Source organism: Haloechinothrix alba (assembly GCF_900188115.1).
GTDB classification, from domain to species: Bacteria; Actinomycetota; Actinomycetes; order Mycobacteriales; family Pseudonocardiaceae; genus Haloechinothrix; species Haloechinothrix alba.
Genome location: NZ_FZNW01000022.1, coordinates 14,989 through 35,666, shown reverse-complemented (window position 1 = coordinate 35,666; position 20,678 = coordinate 14,989). Strand labels below are relative to the sequence as shown.

The window sequence follows — 20,678 nt, the reverse complement described above, 5'->3', positions numbered from 1 at the left end:
TCAGCCGGCGCTCCTGACAGCGTTCTCGATCCGGTCGCCGATGTCCTTGTCGACATTGCGCCAGTACTCGAACGCGCGTCGCAGCACCGGCTCGGTGACGCCGTCGCCGAGGTGCCCTGCGACGTTGGAGACCAGCCGTTCGCGGGCGGCGTCGTCCATCACCTCGCGTACGAGGGTGCCAGCCTGGATGAAGTCGTCGTCATCCCTGCGCTTGGTGTAGGCGGCGTGCACCATCTCGCCGCTGGTCTCCCAGCCTGCCGGTTCGCCGAAGCGGGCGGTGTCGGCGTGCGGCCCGCCCTTGGAGTTCGGCGCGTACACCGGGTCGGAGACGTTCTCCACCCGCATGACGCCGTCCTTGCTGTAGGCGTGCACCGGCACGTGCGCCGCGTTCACCGGGATCTGCTTGTAGTTCACGCCCAGGCGGGCGCGGTGCGCGTCGGCGTAGGAGAACAGCCGGGCAAGCAGCATCTTGTCGGGGCTCGGCCCGATACCGGGCACGAGGTTGTTGGGCTCGAAGGCCGCCTGCTCGATCTGGGTGTGGAAGTCCGTCGGGTTCGCGGTCAGCGTCATCCGCCCGACCTCGTGCAGCGGGTAGTCGCCGTGCGGCCACACCTTGGTGAGGTCGAACGGGTTGAACCGGTAGGTCTCGGCCTCGGCGAACGGCATGATCTGCACGTACAGCGTCCAGCTCGGGTAATCGCCCCGTTCGATCGCCCGGTACAGGTCACGGTTGTGGTAGTCGTGGTCGGCGCCTGCCAGGCGGTCGGCCTCTTCCTGGGTGAGGAAGTCGATGCCCTGGTCGGTCTTGAAGTGGTACTTCACCCAGAACTTCTCGCCCTCTGCGTTGACCCACATGTAGGTGTGGCTGGAGTAGCCGTTCATGTGCCGCCAGGTCTTCGGGATCCCCCTGTCCCCCATCAGCCAGGTGACCTGGTGCGCCGACTCCGGTGACAGCGTCCAGAAGTCCCACTGCATGTCGTTGTCGCGCAGGTTGTTGTCCGCGCGGCGCTTCTGCGAGCGGATGAAGTGCTGGAACTTCATCGGGTCCCGGACGAAGAACACCGGGGTGTTGTTGCCGACCATGTCGTAGTTGCCATCGCTGGTGTAGAACTTCACCGCGAAGCCACGCGGGTCGCGCCAGGTGTCCGGGCTGCCGCGCTCGCCGGCGACCGTGGAGAACCGGATCAGCATGTCCGTCTCGGTCTTCGGCTGGAACACACTGGCCTTGGTGTAGGCGCTGACGTCGCCGGTCACGACGAACTTGCCGAACGCGCCGCCACCCTTGGCGTGCGGCTGGCGCTCGGTGATGCGCTCCCGGTTGAAATTCGCCATCTGCTCGATCAGGTAGTTGTCCTGCAGCAGGATCGGACCGTCCGGGCCGACCGTGAGGGAGTGCTCATCGCTCGCGACGGGGATACCGGCATCCGTCGTTGTGGGCCTGTTTCCGGTTTCCGTCATTGCTGTGCCTCCTCGTGGTGGGATGAACCGGTGGAGTACGAGGCGGGAAGCGGTTCCGCCGTGGCAGAGCAGTCACGGCATACGCCCCAGAACACCACCTCCGCTTCGTCGAGCTCGTATCCTTGGGCGTCGTCCGGGGTGAGGCAGGGTGGTGAGCCACGCGCGCAGTCGACGTCGTCGATGCGACCGCAGGCGCGGCACACCAGGTGGTGGTGGTTGTCGCCGGTGCGGCGTTCGTAACGGGAGGGATGGCCTGCCGGCTCGATCCACCGCACCAGACCGGCCCGCGCGCACGCGGTAAGCACGTCGTAGACGGCCTGCGTCGAGACCGAGCCGATCCGTTCCCGCACGCCCCTGCCGATCTCGTCGACCGTTGCGTGCGGATGATCGGCAAGCCATTCCAGTACCGCCAGGCGCGGCTCGGTCACCCGTAGCCCCGCCTGACGCAACTGCGTACGCAGTGATGCGCCGTGTAGGGGCATACCTCCAGTGCAGTACGTTTCCTGGAACCAGTCAAGAAGACTCTGACCCGGCCGAGGGAGGTGCCGGACGACGTCCGCCCGTTCGGGCGACCGCCTCCCGCCACGTCCCCGTAGCTCCGTGCGGCGCTGCCGAGCGTGTGCGAGTGGAGGACTACCACCGTGGCCGAGCCGGAGCCGGCCACGTCATCCCCAGACCTCCTGGGCGGTTTCCACGACCAGGGCGAGCTTGGCCTTCTGCTCGTCCACGGTCAACGCGTTTCCGTCCACTGTGGACGAGAAGCCGCACTGTGGTGACAGGCACAGCTGGTCGAGGGGAACGTACTCACCGGCCTCCTCGATGCGTCGTTTGAGTGTGTCCTTGTCCTCGAGCCTTCCGTGCTTGGTGGTTACCAGCCCGAGCACGACCTGCTTGCCACGCGGGACGAACCGCAACGGTGCGAAGCCTCCGGACCGTTCGTCGTCGTACTCCAGGAAGAACCCGTCCACGTCGAGTTCGGAGAACAGCGCTTCGGCGACGAACTCGTAGTCGCCTTCGGCGGCCCACGAGGAGCGGTAGTTACCCCGGCACATGTGGGTGGTCACCCGCATGCCCTCCGGGCGGTTGCGCAGGGCGGCATTGATGTTGCGGATGTAGCGCTCGTGCTGGTGCTCGACGTCGACCCCGCCTTGCCCGGCGAGCATCGCCCGCTGCTCGGGGTCGTTGAGGTACGCCAGGCTCGTGTCGTCGAGCTGCAGGTACGTGCAACCGAGCTCGCCCAGCCTGCGCACCTGCTCGGCGTACGCCGAGGTGAGGTCCGCCCAGAAGCGCTGCCGGTCCGGGTAGACGGACTCGTCGATCGCGGCGTCGCCGCCGCGGTAGTGCACCATGCTCGGTGAGGGGATGGTGAGCTTCGGCGTGGCCGTGCGCACGGTGTCGCGCAGGAACTCGAACGCATCGGCGAAGATCGTCTCCGTCAGCCGTACGGTGTCGTGCACCCGTGGCGCGGCCGCCTCGAAGTCCAGGTCACCCTGCTCGTTGTGGAAGTGCACACGGAGCTTCTCGTCGGTCGGGTCGATGCCCTCGAGCCGGTAGATGAAGTCCATGTGCCACGACGTCCGGCGGAACTCCCCGTCCGTCGCCGATTGCAGCCCGGCCTCCTCCTGGAGCCTGACCACGTCGCGGACCGCGCGGTCCTCGGCGTGGCGCAGCTCCTCGGCGCCGATGGAACCGGCCGAATACTTCTCGCGCGCCTCGAGCAGCTCCGCCGGCCGCAGCAGGCTCCCGACGTGATCGGCCCTGAAGGGTGCGGTGTCTCGCCAGACCATGAACTCTCCTCGTGCCGTCGTGATTCACCGACTCCGCCGGGCCTCCGGGGCCGGCGATGCTCGTCGGCTGCCAGTGGTCAGCCTCGCCGATCAGCCTTCCCGTGCCCAGCACGTTTCCCGGATACCGGAAAGTGCATCCGGTCGCGTGCACCCTGGCGCCGGGCGCGCTCGCATAATCGGACGGATGAGCGATCGCGAAGGCGCCACGGCCACCGGCCCCGTACTGGCCCGCGCGCTGCGGATATTCAGCGCCTTCGACACCGACCGCCGGGCGATGACGCTGAGCGAGATCTCCCGCCAGGCGGAGATCCCGGTCTCGACCGTGCACCGGCTGGTCGCCGAGCTGACCGCGTGGGGAGCCCTGGAACGCGGCGGAGACGGCCGGTACCGGGTGGGGCTGCGCCTGTGACAGCTCGGTGCCCTGGCCCCGCGTGGTCAGGGCCTGCGCGAGGTCGCGCTCCCGTTCCTCGAGGACCTGTCCCAGATCACCAGGGAGAACGTGCAGCTCGCCGTGCGTGAAGGTACCGAGCTGGTGTTCATCGAACGCATCGCAGGCTCGGAGGCGGTTCCGGTGCTGACCCGCGTGGGCGGTCGGTTCGCACTCACCGCCACCGGTGTCGGGCTGGTCCTGCTGGCGCACGCGCCGACGGACGTGCAGGACGAGGTGCTCAGCGGACCGATCGACCGCTACACCGAATGCACTGTCACCGACCCGCGGAGCCTGCGCCGCATGCTCGCCGACGTCCGCACCACGGGGTTCTCCATCAGCGACCGCCAGGTGACCATGGACGCGCTCTCCGTAGCGGCCCCGATCCACAGCAGCCGGGGTCACGTGATCGCCGCGGTCTCGCTGGTCGTGCATCACGGCACCGTCTCGCCCCACTCGCTCGCGCCGCTGGTCCAGACGAGCGCCCGCGCCATCTCGCGCACGCTGTCCGGAGCTGCCTAGCGTCGCCGGTTCGCGCTTCTGCCCCGACCGCGCGTGTAGCCTGACGTCGCGCTCGGTTCTTCTCTGCCGCGACGTCGGAGAGGCTTCGCGAGTCGGGCATCGGCGGCGACTGCGTTCCGGGAGGCACCACATGTACCTGAACGACCTAGTAACGGACGTTGGTGAGCATGGGGGCATCCGCCGTGGCTTGGCTCAGATGAAACTAATAGAAATTCGTCGAGAGAGTAGATAGAATGCCAGGTCAGGAAGTGTGCTCCCCGCGCACGCGGGGATGATCCGTCGTGCGATGGTGCGCCGCATTGATCAGCGATGTGCTCCCCGCGCACGCGGGGATGATCCCCCACTAGACCACAACCAACCCTGCTACACAACGTGCTCCCCGCGCACGCGGGGATGATCCGCTTCGCCTCAAACTCCGAGATGCCGTCCGCCTGTGCTCCCCGCGCACGCGGGGATGATCCGAAGTCCCTCACGAAGCCGTTCGAGGAGGGGGCGTGCTCCCCGCGCACGCGGGGATGATCCCTCCTCCTTGTTGTTGATGGCCTGCCGCTGCATGTGCTCCCCGCGCACGCGGGGATGATCCGTTCCTGCGTGACGTCGAGGCCAAGCGGAAGATGTGCTCCCCGCGCACGCGGGGATGATCCACCCAGTGGCGCAGCGAGATCAAACGCGTCGTCGTGCTCCCCGCGCACGCGGGGATGATCCGATCAGCTCGGCAAACCCGGCGACGACTACGGCGTGCTCCCCGCGCACGCGGGGATGATCCGTACGTCATAGCGACGCGGTAGGCTCACGAGCGGTGCTCCCCGCGCACGCGGGGATGATCCCCTGAAGCTCGGTCATGCGAACTGGTCGAACGTGTGCTCCCCGCGCACGCGGGGATGATCCCGGCGACACAGCTCGGCTAGAACGTCGTATGGCGGTGCTCCCCGCGCACGCGGGGATGATCCCCGGCAGGCGTTGAACGGTATCCAGGCGTTGATGTGCTCCCCGCGCACGCGGGGATGATCCCTGCCCCGGCGGTGGTTCGGACCTCGAGGGGACGTGCTCCCCGCGCACGCGGGGATGATCCTGGCAGCGATCACACCCGGCACCGTCGATAGCTGTGCTCCCCGCGCACGCGGGGATGATCCGTACGTCATAGCGACGCGGTAGCCACTCACAGAGTGCTCCCCGCGCACGCGGGGATGATCCGGTGGGAGCGCCGGGAAAATCCGCACCAGCCTCGTGCTCCCCGCGCACGCGGGGATGATCCGGCCTGCCAGGATTGCATGATGTTCCTCGTGAAGTGCTCCCCGCGCACGCGGGGATGATCCCGTTTCCGGTGGCGTGGTCGACGAGGTGCACGTGTGCTCCCCGCGCACGCGGGGATGATCCGGAAGCGCCCAACACGACGAGCCATACGCCAGGGTGCTCCCCGCGCACGCGGGGATGATCCGGTACAGGTCAGCGCGCATATGTTGCACCATAAGTGCTCCCCGCGCACGCGGGGATGATCCGTTGACCCGTGACAAACCTCGCCGTCTTCGTGCGTGCTCCCCGCGCACGCGGGGATGATCCGCGACGACGGCGTCCAACTCGGGCTGTGCCGACGTGCTCCCCGCGCACGCGGGGATGATCCCACCTGGATCGTGCGGCACGACGGCATGCCTGGCGTGCTCCCCGCGCACGCGGGGATGATCCCAACCCCAACTCGGGATCGACAGAGAGCACCGTGTGCTCCCCGCGCACGCGGGGATGATCCTCCACCTGTGCGGGGGAGCGGACCGCAAGGAGCGTGCTCCCCGCGCACGCGGGGATGATCCGTCGCCGGTGCCGCGGATCTCGTAGCGTGCGGGGTGCTCCCCGCGCACGCGGGGATGATCCGAACCCCAGGCGCTCACCTGGAGCTGAGTTCGTGTGCTCCCCGCGCACGCGGGGATGATCCCTTGTCAGCCAGACTCACGCTGGCACTCCCCACGTGCTCCCCGCGCACGCGGGGATGATCCCCGTTCACTGAGCAAAGCGATCGCCTATGCCCAGTGCTCCCCGCGCACGCGGGGATGATCCCCAGACCCGCTATCCGAGGAGTCCAGACCTGTCGTGCTCCCCGCGCACGCGGGGATGATCCCATACGCATCGGCATCACCTACTACCCGACGCCGTGCTCCCCGCGCACGCGGGGATGATCCCACCGCGCTGAACAACGTCGCGTCCGCAACGGTGTGCTCCCCGCGCACGCGGGGATGATCCTGGGGGAGGTGGCGGCATGACCACCACAGAAAACGTGCTCCCCGCGCACGCGGGGATGATCCGCACGCCGCGAGTGGTGGCGTAGCCGGTAACCGGTGCTCCCCGCGCACGCGGGGATGATCCCTCGACACCCCAACCGGGACCAGCGTATATGCCGTGCTCCCCGCGCACGCGGGGATGATCCCAGCCCGGCTCAGGTGACGTTCACTGCCCCCACGTGCTCCCCGCGCACGCGGGGATGATCCGGTGAGTTTCAGCGCCACTGTGCAGGTTGATGGGTGCTCCCCGCGCACGCGGGGATGATCCGGAACCCTGCCCGAGCTGGGGCGGATCCTGGTGGTGCTCCCCGCGCACGCGGGGATGATCCCCTGCAGCTCGCTCTCAAGTTACACCGCCCCGAGTGCTCCCCGCGCACGCGGGGATGATCCCTCGAACCCGCGGTCAACCGTGACGGCAGTGCCGTGCTCCCCGCGCACGCGGGGATGATCCGGAACTCATCAACGTGATGGACGATATCGCCCGGTGCTCCCCGCGCACGCGGGGATGATCCGCTCACCCGGCTCGCGCAGTTTGCCGCGGCGCCGTGCTCCCCGCGCACGCGGGGATGATCCTGGTGACACGAGCGCAACGGGGATCCCGGAGGAGTGCTCCCCGCGCACGCGGGGATGATCCCTGCTGCGAAGCGAGGTTCTCGAAACTCTCGACGCGTGCTCCCCGCGCACGCGGGGATGATCCCGCCGGGTTGCGCATGCGCATCACTACCTTGTGGTGCTCCCCGCGCACGCGGGGATGATCCCGATGGATGCACAGGTGGAAGCGGCACGTCGAGGTGCTCCCCGCGCACGCGGGGATGATCCCCCGCAACCACTCGGTTATCAGCCGAAGTAGCGGTGCTCCCCGCGCACGCGGGGATGATCCCGGCAACCCACACATCGTGATCACTCGCCTTCCGTGCTCCCCGCGCACGCGGGGATGATCCCGCCTCGATCACATCAGGCGGCGTCGGATCCTGGTGCTCCCCGCGCACGCGGGGATGATCCGGTCTGTAGACGCGCCGCGAGCCGCTGCATGTCGTGCTCCCCGCGCACGCGGGGATGATCCGCTGTACCGCAGGATCCAGCCGTGGATCCCGCAGTGCTCCCCGCGCACGCGGGGATGATCCACCCGGCATCGGCGGCACGAGACTTCAGAACGTGTGCTCCCCGCGCACGCGGGGATGATCCGGGTGATCGAGAGAAAGCCGTAAAGAATACTGCGTGCTCCCCGCGCACGCGGGAATGATCCGCTACTCCCGACCCCCACGTCGACGGACGCGAAGTGCTCCCCGCGCACGCGGGGATGATCCGCTGGCGGGGTGTTTCTGCCGCTCCCGGCGAGCGTGCTCCCCGCGCACGCGGGGATGATCCCACGAGCTTGCGGCCGGGCCCGAGCTGGAACATGTGCTCTCCCCGCGCACGCGGGGATGATCCGGCGTTGGCGACACTGAAGAACCCCACGCTGGCCTGCTCCCCGCTCATTCGGGGATGGCTCAGCCAGTCAGGTTGTTCCTTCTCTGAGCCTGTGTGCCAGGTGAGTGGCGTCGTGTATGGGGAACTGCATGATCGGCCACCGTTGCCGGAGCGTTACCGGATTCGTCTGTGCTAGTGAACATTTGAGCTTTCTAAGCACTTCGCCGTTTCCAGTGTCGGTGGTGCGTGTCACAGTGGCTGAGCTGCTGAATTCGGGGGCAACGGCAGTTCGCGACACAGTGGTGCGGGGTCATATCGGCGTTGGAGGTACAGCTGTATGCAGCTGAGCGAGGCCGCTCGGTCAGTGTGGGCGAAGTCGGTCAATGATGACGGTGAGTGGTTGCCACTTTGGCAGCACATGGATGACGCTGCCGATGTTGCGTCTCTGTTGTTCGACGAGTGGCTCGCTCCGAGCGTGGCGCGGTTACTGGCCCGGCAGTTCGATGGTGACATGGAGGACGCGCGTAGAGCTGTCGTCTTCCTGGCCTGCGTACACGACCTGGGTAAGGCGACTCCCGCCTTCGCGGTGCAGCACGAGCTGCTTGGTCAACGCATGCGTGAGCACGGTTTGAACATGCCGTCCAGGAAGGTCGAACTGGATCGGCACCTGGCGCATCACAGCCTGGCTGGGCATCAGTTGTTGGTCGATTGGCTGGTCGAGCAGGGTTGGTCGAAGCGGGCCGCGAGGGCCTGGGCAGTGGTACTCGGTGGGCACCATGGAGCACCGCCCGACACGGATCAGGAAGAGGTGACTCCGCGAACGAATCCCGATCTGTTCGGCACCGGCCGGTGGACGCAAGTTCAGCGGGAGCTGCTGGAACGGGCTGTCGAGCGATGCGGAGCGACGGAGCGCCTGCACGGATGGCGTGACCGCCCGCTGTCTCAGCAGTTCCAGGTGGTCGTGACGGGCATTGTGATCGTCTCCGACTGGATCGCCAGTAACGAGGAATTGTTCGGTTTCTATGCCGATTCGTTGCCATCCGTGACCGATGACCCGGATCGTGCCAAGCGTGCCCTGGACTCGTTGCACTTGCCGTGCCCGTGGCAGGCAGAACCGCCTCGGGGGTCGGTGAGCGAGTTCTTTGCCTCACGGTTCCGCCTTCCGGAAGGGGCCGTGCCACGTCCGGTCCAGCAGGCGGTGCTCGACGTGGCACGGGAGACGAGCGAGCCGGGCATGCTCGTCGTCGAAGCGCCGATGGGGGAAGGCAAGACCGAAGCCGCTCTGGCAGCTGTCGAGACCCTGGCGGGCACGTGGCAGGCGGGTGGGGTGCTCGTCGCGTTGCCCACTCAGGCGACTACGGACGCCATGTTCACCAGGATCGTGGACTGGTTGGATGCTATGGGCGCCGGTGACCAGCAGGTGGGTGGCTCGATCATGCTCAGTCACGGCAAGGCGCGGTTCAACCGGCTGTTCCAAGGGCTCATGCGGTCCGGCCGGACGCCGCGGGACGTGGGAACCGATCTTCCGGACGTCGGATCGAAGCACGAGGTCGTGGCGCATTCGTGGCTCGCTGGCCGTAAGACGGGCCAGCTGGCGAACTTCACGGTTGGCACGATCGACCAGCTGCTCTTCGCGGGGTTGAAGGCGCGGCACCTCATGCTGCGGCACCTCGGCCTTGTCGGCAAGATCGTGCTGCTGGACGAGATCCACGCATACGACGCGTTCATGAACTCGTACCTGACGAAGGTGCTGAACTGGCTCGGCTACTACGGCGTGCCGGTAATCGCGCTGTCGGCGACGTTACCGGCGCGGCGGCGCGAGGAGTTACTGAACGCATACCAGGCTGGACGGGGCGAATCGGGTAGCCGGATCGACGACGATGCTGTGGAGACGGCCCGCTATCCGCTGGTGTCGTGGACCGAAGGTGGGCGGGTACGCAGCCGAGTCGCGGAAGCCTCTGGTCGCGCCACGACGGTGTCGGTCGATGCGTTGAATGATGATGCGGACGCGTTGCTCGCCGGCTTGCGCGAGGCGTTGGCCGAAGGTGGCTGCGCGCTCGTGGTACGCAACACGGTGCGGCGCGTGCTGGAGACAGCGCAGCATCTCGAGCGTGAGTTTCCCGGTGAGGTGCTGGTGGCGCACGCCAGGTTCATCACAGCGGACCGGCTGAGCAAGGACGCCGAACTGCTCGACCGGTTCGGCTCTCCCGAACGGGCATCGACTCGCCCGGAACGCTGTGTCGTCGTAGCCTCGCAGGTCGTGGAGCAGTCGTTGGACGTGGACTTCGACCTTCTGGTTACCGACCTCGCTCCGATCGACCTGATGTTGCAGCGGATGGGCAGGCTACACCGCCACGAGCGGGGATCAGGACAAGATCAGCGACCCGCGGGACTGCGCAGGGCGCACGTCTGGGTCACCGGTGCCGATTTCGCGCAGGAGCCTCCAGAGCTGGAACCGGGCGCCGAGCGGGTGTACGGCTCATATGCGTTGCTGCGTGCCGCCGCTGTGTTGCGACGCCGGTTCGGCGGCACCGTGGAGTTGCCCACCGACATCGCCCCGCTTGTGCAGGACGCGTACGGGCCGGACGATATCGCGCCGCCCGGTTGGGATGAGGCTATGGCCGAGGCATGGCGCACGTGGCGGGAGTCGACCGACCGGCGCGAGGGCAAAGCCAAGGACTTCCAGATCGCCAAGCCGGACCGAAGGGGGAAAGCGATCATAGGCTGGCTCTCGGCGAACGTAGGAGAGGCCGACGACGAGGCGCAGGGACAGGGGCAGGTCAGGGACGGCGCTCCCACCCTCGAAGTCATCCTGGTGCACCAGTACAGCGACGGTACTTGGCGCACACCTGTCTGGCTCGGCGCCGACAACGGCGCGTTACCGATCCCGCGCGAGGCCGTACCGAGTAACGAGCTCGCTGAGGTCATGGCTCGCTGCGCGATCCGCCTGCCCCTCGCATTCAGCAACGAACGCGCCGAGGGCGAACTGTGGGAGGCCACGCCAGAGGCATGGGAAGGTTCGCCGCTCATCTACCGCATGCCCGCATTGGTGCTCGACGGCGACGGATACGGCTGTCTCGACGGCCGCGAGGCACGCTACACACCCGAATACGGCTTGGAGGTGTTCGATAGTGACGAATGACGGCGGGTTCAACCTGCTGTACGAGCCGTGGATCGTGGTACTCGACCCACGTGGAACGGAGCAAGAATTATCTATTGTGGACGTATTCGAACACGCACCCCTTCTGAGGGCTGTCGGTGGTGAAGTGCCGACGCAGTCGTTCGCGATCATTCGCCTACTCTTGGCGTTCCTGCACCGTGCGCTCGACGGTCCGGAGGACGAGTCGGACTGGGGCCGCTTGTGGCGGGACGAAGACTTGCCGATGGATCGGATCCGTGCCTATGCGGAACGGGTGACACACCGGTTCGACCTCTTCGACGTCGATGCGCCGTTCTTTCAGGTCCCGGGATTGTGCACGGAGAAGGGCGAGGAGTCGGGGCTGGAGAGGCTGGTGGCCGATGTTCCGAACGGGGAACCGCTGTTCACCACCAGATCGCCGGCCAGCTTGAGCACCATCGAACCCGCCGAAGCGGCGCGATGGTTGGTGCACGCTCATGCATTCGACCCCGCTGGTATCAAGACGGGAGTAGTGGGTGATCCCACGGTCCAAGGCGGCAGAAGTTACGGCAGCAGCGTGGGTTGGTCCGGTCAGATTGGCGGTGTGCTGCCGCAAGGTGCCTCGTTGCGCGAAACGCTGCTGTTGAACCTCGTCGGCCGGAATGTCGAGACCTACGTGCGTATCGGAGGGCCCGACGATGTCCCGCCATGGGAACGAGATGTGGACAGCGCCAAGTGGTCCGACAAGCGGCCTCCCAAGGGCGCGATCGACCTCTACACCTGGCAGACCCGGAGAGTGCGGCTGGTAGGTGGTCGCGATGGCGTGACCGGAGTCGTTCTCGCCAAGGGCGATGTGATTCCGCCCCACAACCTGCACGGAGTGGACCCGCACGCCGCGTGGCGCTACAGCAAGCCGCAGAGCAAGAAGTTGAACCAGGTGGTCTACATGCCCCGCACGCACGAACCGGAACAGGTGGTGTGGCGCGGGATCGCGGCGATGCTGCCATCGGTGTCGGGACGTCGAGGGTCCGGGCGTGAAGCCAGCGCGAGCTTGGCTCCGGGCGTGTTGCAGTGGATCGGTGAGCTGGTCCGTGAAGGTGAGCTGCCGGATGACTACCGGCCGCGAGTCCGTGCAGTGGGTACGCGATACGGAACCCAGAATGCGGTGTACGACGAAATCCTGGACGACGTACTGCCTCTGTCGGTCGCATTGTTGCGTCAGGACGACCCGGCTCTTGGCCAGGTCGCCGAGCAAGCGGTGATCGATTCGGAGGAGGTCGCGCGCGCGGTCTGGCGGTTCGCGGAGAACCTCGCGCGAGCGGCCGGCTCGGAGCCCCAGTCCGGTGCCGGTGATGCCGCCCGTGAGCAGCTGTACGCGGCGTTGGATGCCCCGTACCGGAAGTGGTTGGCGACCCTGGGAGCCGATTCGGATGTCAGTAGTGCCAGGACCGCGTGGCAGTACACCGTGGCTGGTGCGTGCTGGCCGGTAGCCCGTGAACTGTTGCGTGCTGCCGGGCCGTCAGCCTGGCGCGGCCGTGATGTGGACGGTCGCCTGGTCAACGTAGCGCGCGCAGAGTCGTGGCTACGAGCTGATCTGCGTAAGAAGCTTCCACTGGCGCATCCACCCCGCGAGGAGGCCACGCCGGACGAAGTGACCCTGGAAGGAGCATCATGACGAACGTGACCCCTGCTGTGGGGGAATCGCCCCGGCGACGCGAGCGGAGGTTGGGTCCGCTGGGTTCGGCACTCGAACGGCGGATCGAGCAGTTGCAGTCCGAGTATCTGCAAGGCGCACCGGCCGCGCGCGCTGACCTGGCACGACTACGCCGTGGTCTGGGCAAACCCGCGGGTAGCGTGCCGGAGATCTGGCCGTTGACGGTCGGCCTGGTGCCGGAATCCCTGGTCGGCGACGACGATGAGCCCAGTCGTGCCGAGCAGGCCGCCCACGCCACGCTGACTCTGTTCGCGCTGCACCAGCAATCCGCATCGCGACCGGTGCACAGGGCTGGGTACTCGTTCGGGCGTGCGGTCGGGCATCTGGCCCGTAGCGACAGCGCGAGTACAGAGGCCGTCACACGGCGGTTCATGGCGGTGGCCACGGCGGAGTCGATTGATGAAGTGCTCACACATGTGCGTGGGTTGATCACGCAGATCAAGGCCGCCGAGCTCGCCATGGACTACTCCCGTTTCGCGGAGGACGTGTCCGGCTTGCTCACTCCGGGCCGGCAGACGGACGTTCGATTGGCCTGGGGCCGTGACTTCTACCGCACCACCGGCGACTCCGTCGCGGAGGACGCATCGGACTCGGATAGCGCTAATGCCTCGACAGACAGCTCATGACGACACGTTGATACGTCACACCGACCATTCAAGGAGGACCACAATGAACCGGACCTTTATCGATATTCATGTTCTGCAGACCGTGCCGCCCAGCAACCTCAACCGGGATGACACCGGTAGCCCGAAGACGGCCGTGTACGGCGGGTACCGCCGGGCACGCGTGTCCAGTCAGGCATGGAAGCGGGCGACACGGGTGTCCTTCGGGGATCGTCTCGACGCCGGCGAATTGGGGGTGCGAACCAAACGCGTCGTCCAGCTGCTGGCAGACGCGATCGCCGAACGTGACTCGGAACTGAAACAGCGATCCACCGAGCTCGCCGCCGAAGCCATCAGGCAAGTCGGCATCAAGGTAAGCGCTCCCACCAAGAACTCGAAGAAGGACACCGACGACGATGCCAAGGACACGGCGGAGGAATCCGGCTACCTCGTGTTCTTCAGCCGTCGCCAGATCGACAACCTGGCTGACGCCGCCGTGTCAGCGGCACAGTCCGAGGACGTGAAAAAGGCGTTGAAAGAGGCCAAGGTCAAGGACCTCGCCGACCGGGACCATTCGGTCGATGTTGCGCTGTTCGGCCGCATGGTCGCCGACCAGGCGGACATCAACGTCGACGCGGCAGCACAGGTCGCGCACGCGATCAGCGTGCATCCGGTGGAGACTGAGTTCGACTACTTCACCGCCGTCGACGACACGAACCCGGAGGAAGAAACAGGGGCCGGCATGATCGGCACGGTCGAGTTCAACTCCTCCACCCTGTATCGCTACGCCACGGTCGACGTGAATCGCCTTGTCGACAACCTGGGCGATGCCGTCGCCACACGCCGAGCCGTGGAAGCGTTCACCGACTGCTTCGTGCGCTCCATGCCCAGCGGCAAGCAGAACACGTTCGCTAACCGCACCCTTCCCGAAGCAGTCGTGGTGCACGTACGTGACAGCCAGCCCATCAACCTTGTCGGCGCGTTCGAGTCGCCGGTGCGAGAGTCGGCGACATCAGGTCGGATCAAGCGCGCCGCGGAGGCGCTGCGCGACGAGACGAGTGAGATCGCGCGCGCCTACGGTGAGCGGCCGGTGGCCGGGTGGGTGACGCGAGTGGGCACGGACACCGCGAGCCTGGATGACCTGGGAACCAACGTTCCACTCGACAACCTGGTCGCCGAGTTGGGTGTGCTGGTCGCCGAACGCCTTGGGAGCGAGTGATGGCAGTGGTAGCACTGCGGCTGGCCGGACCCCTGCAGGCGTGGGGCTCGGGCAGCCGGTTCGTCAGGCGCGGAACTGAGACAGCGCCTACCAAGAGCGGTGTCGTTGGGCTGGTAGCTGCCGCCCGCGGCGTTCGGAGGGTCGACCCTCTGGAGGAGTTGTTGAGCCTGCGATTCGGCGTGCGGATGGACCAACCCGGTCGCTTGTTGCGTGATTTCCAGACCGCGCAACGGCCCGAGAAGGCCCGCGATGGCACGGTCACGTGGAAACGATTGCCCCTGTCGCATCGCTACTACATCAGCGACGCGGTCTTCCTGGCAGTGCTGGAAGGCGATCGGACACTGGTTGAGGGGATCGACAGTGCGGTACGAAGCCCGGCGTTTCCGTTGTATCTGGGCCGCCGCTCCTGCCCGCCGGCCGGGCCAGTCGCTCTGGGTGTTTTCGATCTAGACCTGGATGCGGCGCTCAGCGAACTACCGTGGCTGGCGTCGACCCGTACCCAAAGCCGTCATAGGAACCGCACCGTGCGGCTGGAGACGGTGCGGGACGCGGCCGCGGAAGGCACTGGTGCGGAGACGCTGCGGGACGAACCGGTCAGCTTCGACCCGAACCGGCGCAAGCACGCCTGGCGCTCTATCTCCCGCGACGTAGTGGAGATTCCCAACCCGCACGGTGTGCACGACCCGACAGGCGAGCACGACCCGATGGCCAGTTTGGGAGGTTGACGTGTTCCTGACGAAGATGCCGCTGAATCCCAGGCGGCGGGGAGCTCGCAAACTGCTGTCCTCGCCACAGGCTATGCACGCTGCTGTACTCGCGGGATTCGCAGATGCCCGCCCCACTGAGGAAGGCAGAGTGTTGTGGCGGCTGGACACCTACAATCAGCATCGCATCGTGCTGTATGTGGCGAGTCCCGACAAGCCCGACTTCAGTCATGTTGCTGAGCAGGCGGGATGGCCGACAACTGAAGCGTGGGACGTGCGGGCGTTGGACGGGCTGCTCGACTCGTTGCGGAACGGGCAGCGGTGGCAGTTCCGTCTCACTGCCAACCCGGTGCGTTCCGCGCGGCGTGACGGATGGCGTGAGACCAAACCTCTGGCACATGTCACGGTTGCGCAGCAACAACAGTGGCTGCTTGACCGCACCGACCGGCTGGGTTTCCGGATTACGGACACCGAGCACAGGGCTCCGGAAGGCGAGGACGGCCCCCCGGACCTCGCGGTGGTTGACCGGGAAACGCATCGGTTCCAGCGGAACGGGCACCGCGTGACCGTGTCAACGGCGACCTTCCAGGGGCAGTTGGAGGTCACCGACCCCGAGGCACTACGAACCACTCTCACGTTCGGCGTGGGCAGGGCCAAAGCGTACGGTTGCGGGCTGCTCACGTTGGCCAAGCCTGCTGCTCAGGGGCGGCCATGAACACCGTCGGTCGTCGTCCGAGTGAACCGACCGAGCTGGCGCGGGTTATCGATCGCGTGTCGTTCGTGTACCTGGAACGCTGTGTCGTCAATCGCGATAGCAACGCCATCACCGCCACCGACGAGCGAGGTACCGTACACGTGCCAGCCGCGTCGGTGGGGGCGTTGCTACTCGGCCCGGGGACCACGATCACGCACCAGGCGATCACGTTGATGTCCGACAGCGGATCGACGGTGGTGTGGGTGGGTGAGCAGGGCGTGCGTTACTACGCACATGGTGCGGGCCTAGCGCGCACGTCCCGGTTACTCGAGGCGCAAGCTGAGGCGGTGAGCAACCGCAGGTCACGGTTGCGCGTGGCGCGCGACATGTATGCGATGCGTTTCCCCGACGAGCCCGTAGACGAGTTGACGATGCAGCAACTGCGTGGCCGGGAAGGTGCTCGGGTACGGCAGGTCTACCGAGAGCACGCCCAACGCACGGGAGTCGAGTGGTCGCGGCGCAGCTACGACGTCGACGATTGGGAGGCCGGAGACCCGGTCAACCAAGCGCTGTCGGCGGCGAACTCGTCGCTGTACGGGGTGGTGCATTCCGTGATAATCGCGCTGGGGTGCTCGCCGGCCCTCGGATTCATCCACACAGGACATAGCCGCTCGTTCGTTTACGATATCGCTGATCTGTACAAAGCCGAGATGACGATTCCGGTGGCCTTCGACGTGGCGGCCAGCGAGTCAGAGGACGTCGCGGGTGACGTGCGGAGGCAGGTTCGCGACGCGTTACACGGCGGACGTCTGCTACAACGCTGCTCTCGGGACATCCGGCGGCTGATCCTCGGAATCGAAGGCGAAGATGCCGATGAGGATACCTATCTCGACAACGTCGCCCTCTGGGATGAGCAGGCCGGCACCGTCAGCGCGGGCGTCTCCTACGGGGAGTCGCCATGACAGTCGTGATCCTTACTGCCGTGCCGCCCGGTTTACGCGGTCACCTCACCAGGTGGCTACTAGAATTGAGCCCGGGCGTATTCGTCGGCTACGTATCGAGTCGTGTCCGTGAGCTGATGTGGCAACGCATCGTGGAGTATGTGGCCGATGGGCGTGCTCTCATGGTGCACGCTGTCAATGGTGAGCAGCAGCTTGCGTTCCACGTACACGGGCACGACTGGGAACCTGTCGACTACGACGGTATCACGCTCATGCGTCGCAAAACTGTACCCGACTACGTACCGGACGTCGCCGGTCCAAAGCAGGTGGGACAGCGGCGGGGTACGTCACCGACGACTCCTGGGAGCGAAACCGTATGGAAGCGACGCGAAGCCCGGAAGAAGTTCCGCAAGAAGTAGTACCGACCGGACGTGACGAATCAAAAGTGAATGGATTTTGGCGATGTAGCTAGAAGATGTCCAGGTCAAGAAGTGTGCTCCCCGCGCACGCGGGGATGATCCCCATGGGCCACATTCAAGACCGCTGGTACCGACGTGCTCCCCGCGCACGCGGGGATGATCCCGGTGAGCGGTGCGAACGCGCGGGTGAGAGACGGTGCTCCCCGCGCACGCGGGGATGATCCTACCGGTGTATACAGAACCACAACTGCCAGGACGTGCTCCCCGCGCACGCGGGGATGATCCGGCGGGTTTCTGGTCGAGCTTTCCGGTGGAGGCGTGCTCCCCGCGCACGCGGGGATGATCCCTCGCCCCCGGCACGCTTGCCCACGGCAGGGGGGTGCTCCCCGCGCACGCGGGGATGATCCGGGCTGCGCATCAGCGAGTACGCGACGTGCTGGGTGCTCCCCGCGCACGCGGGGATGATCCCGTGTACTGCCGGTTCAAGATCCAAGACCGCCAGTGCTCCCCGCGCACGCGGGGATGATCCTGGACGTCGAGCGGGTGGATCAACAACGGTGGCGTGCTCCCCGCGCACGCGGGGATGATCCGGTCCGCACAGGAAAGACGACCGTGCCGGAGGGGTGCTCCCCGCGCACGCGGGGATGATCCGGTCCGCACAGGAAAGACGACCGTGCCGGAGGGGTGCTCCCCGCGCACGCGGGGATGATCCCTCGGACTTGGCGGCGGCACCACGGGCAGTACCGTGCTCCCCGCGCACGCGGGGATGATCCCCGTCATCCGGGTCGGGGAGGTACTCGTGCAGAGTGCTCCCCGCGCACGCGGGGATGATCCTACCGCGAACTGAGAAGCCGCGAGCCCGACAAAGTGCTCCCCGCGCACGCGGGGATGATCCGCTGGCGAAACCATCCAGGAGATGGCCCGCATCGTGCTCCCCGCGCACGCGGGGATGATCCGCCTTTCACGCCCTGCACACCGAACGCGGCCGCGTGCTCCCCGCGCACGCGGGGATGATCCCTGCGGGGAAGAGTTTCGCAGCCATAGCGAGTTGTGCTCCCCGCGCACGCGGGGATGATCCCACGCTCATTGTGGCCGTGGTCAACGATGTGCCGTGCTCCCCGCGCACGCGGGGATGATCCCAATCGTCATCCCCTAACCAGAAAAGAGATAGAGTGCTCCCCGCGCACGCGGGGATGATCCGAGTTAACACACGCTGTAGGACAGATTAAGGACGTGCTCCCCGCGCACGCGGGGATGATCCCAAGGCCAACCTGTGGAGCAGCCCACCGTTGAGGTGCTCCCCGCGCACGCGGGGATGATCCCACGAACTGCCGCGCCTGCTCCGGGTCGAACCCGTGCTCCCCGCGCACGCGGGGATGATCCGCCGACTCGTTGCCGATGCCCGTCGAGTGGCAGGTGCTCCCCGCGCACGCGGGGATGATCCCCACTGGAGGGAACGGGAACGGGAACGGGAACGGTGCTCCCCGCGCACGCGGGGATGATCCCGGCACGAGGTAGGCTTCACCGAGCGGTCCCGGGTGCTCCCCGCGCACGCGGGGATGATCCTGGGTGCTCATTGGAGCACTTCCCCGGTCTCCGGTGCTCCCCGCGCACGCGGGGATGATCCACCCCACCCGACGTGGACGAGGGCGGCAGCGGTGTGCTCCCCGCGCACGCGGGGATGATCCATGTCCGCCAGCGAAGCCGCCGAGTCGTATTTCGTGCTCCCCGCGCACGCGGGGATGATCCGGGTATTCAGGTCGGACTCGATATCCCGGATCGGTGCTCCCCGCGCACGCGGGGATGATCCGCGGTGCCGGGTTTTCTATTGGGGTGTAGCTCAGTGCTCCCCGCGCACGCGGGGATGATCCCGGGCAGACGCGGCCACCTATGGTCACGTTCACGTGCTCCCCGCGCACGCGGGGATGATCCTGGCTAGATATCGGCGACGCATACGCGGACGCGGTGCTCCCCGCGCACGCGGGGATGATCCCCGTGATACGGATCCATCTCTACACGTGCCCGAGTGCTCCCCGCGCACGCGGGGATGATCCGTCGCTGGGGGAGATGCAGGAGTGGTCGTACTCGTGCTCCCCGCGCACGCGGGGATGATCCGGTGTCCCGAACGAGCGGCCCGCCGCCGACTGAGTGCTCCCCGCGCACGCGGGGATGATCCCGAAGCAGCAGGTTCGGCGCGCGCTCGAGCAGAGTGCTCCCCGCGCACGCGGGGATGATCCTCCGAACCCAAGGCCTGCGTCTGGATCCCGGTGGTGCTCCCCGCGCACGCGGGGATGATCCTCGGTTCCCGTCCCGGTGAGTTCCGTGGCGGACGTGCTCCCCGCGCACGCGGGGATGATCCTCGGCAGCGCTGGCGGCGGCGTGCTGCGCACCCGTGCTCCCCGCGCACGCGGGGATGATCCCCCTGCGACGGGTCGGGCTTCGGAGTCCCCGGCGTGCTCCCCGCGCACGCGGGGATGATCCGGCAGTATGGGTGGCGTCCCGGTCCTCATCAGAGTGCTCCCCGCGCACGCGGGGATGATCCCGGTGTAGCCCCTGTGGGCGCGCTGTTGATCAAGTGCTCCCCGCGCACGCGGGGATGATCCGTGGCCGAGCATCTCGCCTACGCTGGCTTGCTTGTGCTCCCCGCGCACGCGGGGATGATCCCGGTCACGTCACCCCGGTCGACCGCTCGGAGGTGTGCTCCCCGCGCACGCGGGGATGATCCGCTCTCACCGAGATCGGGGGCACCCCACGGCGGGTGCTCCCCGCGCACGCGGGGATGATCCCTCTCGGAACATGCAGGACAGGGCGAACAGGGGGTGCTCCCCGCGCACGCGGGGATGATCCGGGAATGTTGATCATGCTACGGACACGGGTACATGTGCTCCCCGCGCACGCGGGGATGATCCGCAGCTGGCGGATGTTGTGGCTGCGCTGGATGCGTGCTCCCCGCGCACGCGGGGATGATCCGGCATCAAAGGACAGTTCACGAAAGATCGACGCGTGCTCCCCGCGCACGCGGGGATGATCCCCTGGAGTACGGAGCGCATCGATACACAGCACTGTGCTCCCCGCGCACGCGGGGATGATCCGACCGCACACGACGACGATTACATTGCCGCGGCGTGCTCCCCGCGCACGCGGGGATGATCCACACCTTGCTCAACGCCGTACCGCCGGCCTGGGGTGCTCCCCGCGCACGCGGGGATGATCCGGCACTGGGGACGGTAATGGGGTGGTAGTCGACGTGCTCCCCGCGCACGCGGGGATGATCCGGGCATGGTGGACGAGGATGGCTGGCTAACCATGTGCTCCCCGCGCACGCGGGGATGATCCGTCCCGCGAGCCCGACAAACCGTCCGGCACACTGTGCTCCCCGCGCACGCGGGGATG

At 67.0% G+C, this 20,678-nt stretch carries 11 protein-coding genes, 1 pseudogene and 2 CRISPR repeat arrays (1 of these 14 running past the window's edge); of the genes and pseudogenes, 9 read left to right on the top strand and 3 right to left on the bottom strand.

The features are described from left to right. The 3 genes from CHB84_RS18975 to CHB84_RS18965 form a co-directional block, all read right to left on the bottom strand. On the bottom strand, positions 1-1,458 hold the full coding sequence (locus tag CHB84_RS18975) for a catalase (protein WP_089303013.1): 1,458 nt from the start codon (positions 1,456-1,458) through the stop codon (positions 1-3). After that, positions 1,455-1,940: a Fur family transcriptional regulator gene (locus tag CHB84_RS18970; protein WP_089303012.1), complete on the bottom strand. Its 486-nt coding sequence runs from the start codon at positions 1,938-1,940 to the stop codon at positions 1,455-1,457. The genes CHB84_RS18975 and CHB84_RS18970 overlap by 4 nt, the downstream gene beginning before the upstream one ends. A gap of 183 nt (positions 1,941-2,123) precedes the next feature. After that, the gene (locus tag CHB84_RS18965) at positions 2,124-3,245 is read right to left on the bottom strand and encodes a 5-methyltetrahydropteroyltriglutamate--homocysteine S-methyltransferase (RefSeq protein WP_089303011.1); all 1,122 of its coding nucleotides are present in this window, start codon (positions 3,243-3,245) and stop codon (positions 2,124-2,126) included. A gap of 184 nt (positions 3,246-3,429) precedes the next feature. Here CHB84_RS18965 and CHB84_RS18960 point away from each other — a divergent pair. The 9 genes and pseudogenes from CHB84_RS18960 (at position 3,430) to cas2e (ending at position 17,285) form a co-directional block, all read left to right on the top strand. After that, positions 3,430-4,194 (top strand): annotated as a pseudogene (locus CHB84_RS18960) (IclR family transcriptional regulator). A gap of 250 nt (positions 4,195-4,444) precedes the next feature. After that, a CRISPR array of direct repeats spans positions 4,445-7,895; the repeat unit is 28 nt; unit sequence GTGCTCCCCGCGCACGCGGGGATGATCC. A gap of 316 nt (positions 7,896-8,211) precedes the next feature. Further along, positions 8,212-11,016, top strand: coding sequence for a CRISPR-associated helicase/endonuclease Cas3 (locus CHB84_RS18955; protein ID WP_089303010.1), 2,805 nt, complete (start codon positions 8,212-8,214; stop codon positions 11,014-11,016). Continuing rightward, complete coding sequence (casA, locus tag CHB84_RS18950; protein WP_089303009.1) at positions 11,006-12,667, top strand: type I-E CRISPR-associated protein Cse1/CasA; 1,662 nt, start codon at positions 11,006-11,008, stop codon at positions 12,665-12,667. Before CHB84_RS18955 ends, casA begins: the two co-directional genes overlap by 11 nt. Next, positions 12,664-13,332 carry a type I-E CRISPR-associated protein Cse2/CasB gene (casB, locus tag CHB84_RS18945; protein WP_089303008.1) on the top strand — a complete coding sequence of 223 codons (669 nt, stop codon included), beginning with the start codon at positions 12,664-12,666 and terminating at the stop codon, positions 13,330-13,332. The genes casA and casB overlap by 4 nt, the downstream gene beginning before the upstream one ends. 43 nt (positions 13,333-13,375) lie before the next feature. Continuing rightward, positions 13,376-14,527: a type I-E CRISPR-associated protein Cas7/Cse4/CasC gene (gene cas7e / locus CHB84_RS18940; protein ID WP_089303007.1), complete on the top strand. Its 1,152-nt coding sequence runs from the start codon at positions 13,376-13,378 to the stop codon at positions 14,525-14,527. Next, complete coding sequence (gene cas5e, locus CHB84_RS18935) at positions 14,527-15,252, top strand: type I-E CRISPR-associated protein Cas5/CasD (protein ID WP_089303006.1); 726 nt, start codon at positions 14,527-14,529, stop codon at positions 15,250-15,252. The genes cas7e and cas5e overlap by 1 nt, the downstream gene beginning before the upstream one ends. 1 nt (position 15,253) lies before the next feature. Then, positions 15,254-15,946 carry a type I-E CRISPR-associated protein Cas6/Cse3/CasE gene (cas6e, locus tag CHB84_RS18930; protein ID WP_089303005.1) on the top strand — a complete coding sequence of 231 codons (693 nt, stop codon included), beginning with the start codon at positions 15,254-15,256 and terminating at the stop codon, positions 15,944-15,946. Then, positions 15,943-16,887 carry a type I-E CRISPR-associated endonuclease Cas1e gene (cas1e, locus tag CHB84_RS18925; RefSeq protein ID WP_089303004.1) on the top strand — a complete coding sequence of 315 codons (945 nt, stop codon included), beginning with the start codon at positions 15,943-15,945 and terminating at the stop codon, positions 16,885-16,887. Before cas6e ends, cas1e begins: the two co-directional genes overlap by 4 nt. Next, on the top strand, positions 16,884-17,285 hold the full coding sequence (gene cas2e / locus CHB84_RS18920; protein WP_089303003.1) for a type I-E CRISPR-associated endoribonuclease Cas2e: 402 nt from the start codon (positions 16,884-16,886) through the stop codon (positions 17,283-17,285). The genes cas1e and cas2e overlap by 4 nt, the downstream gene beginning before the upstream one ends. A gap of 74 nt (positions 17,286-17,359) precedes the next feature. Next, positions 17,360-20,678: a CRISPR direct-repeat array (repeat unit 28 nt; unit sequence GTGCTCCCCGCGCACGCGGGGATGATCC); it runs 858 nt beyond the window's last position.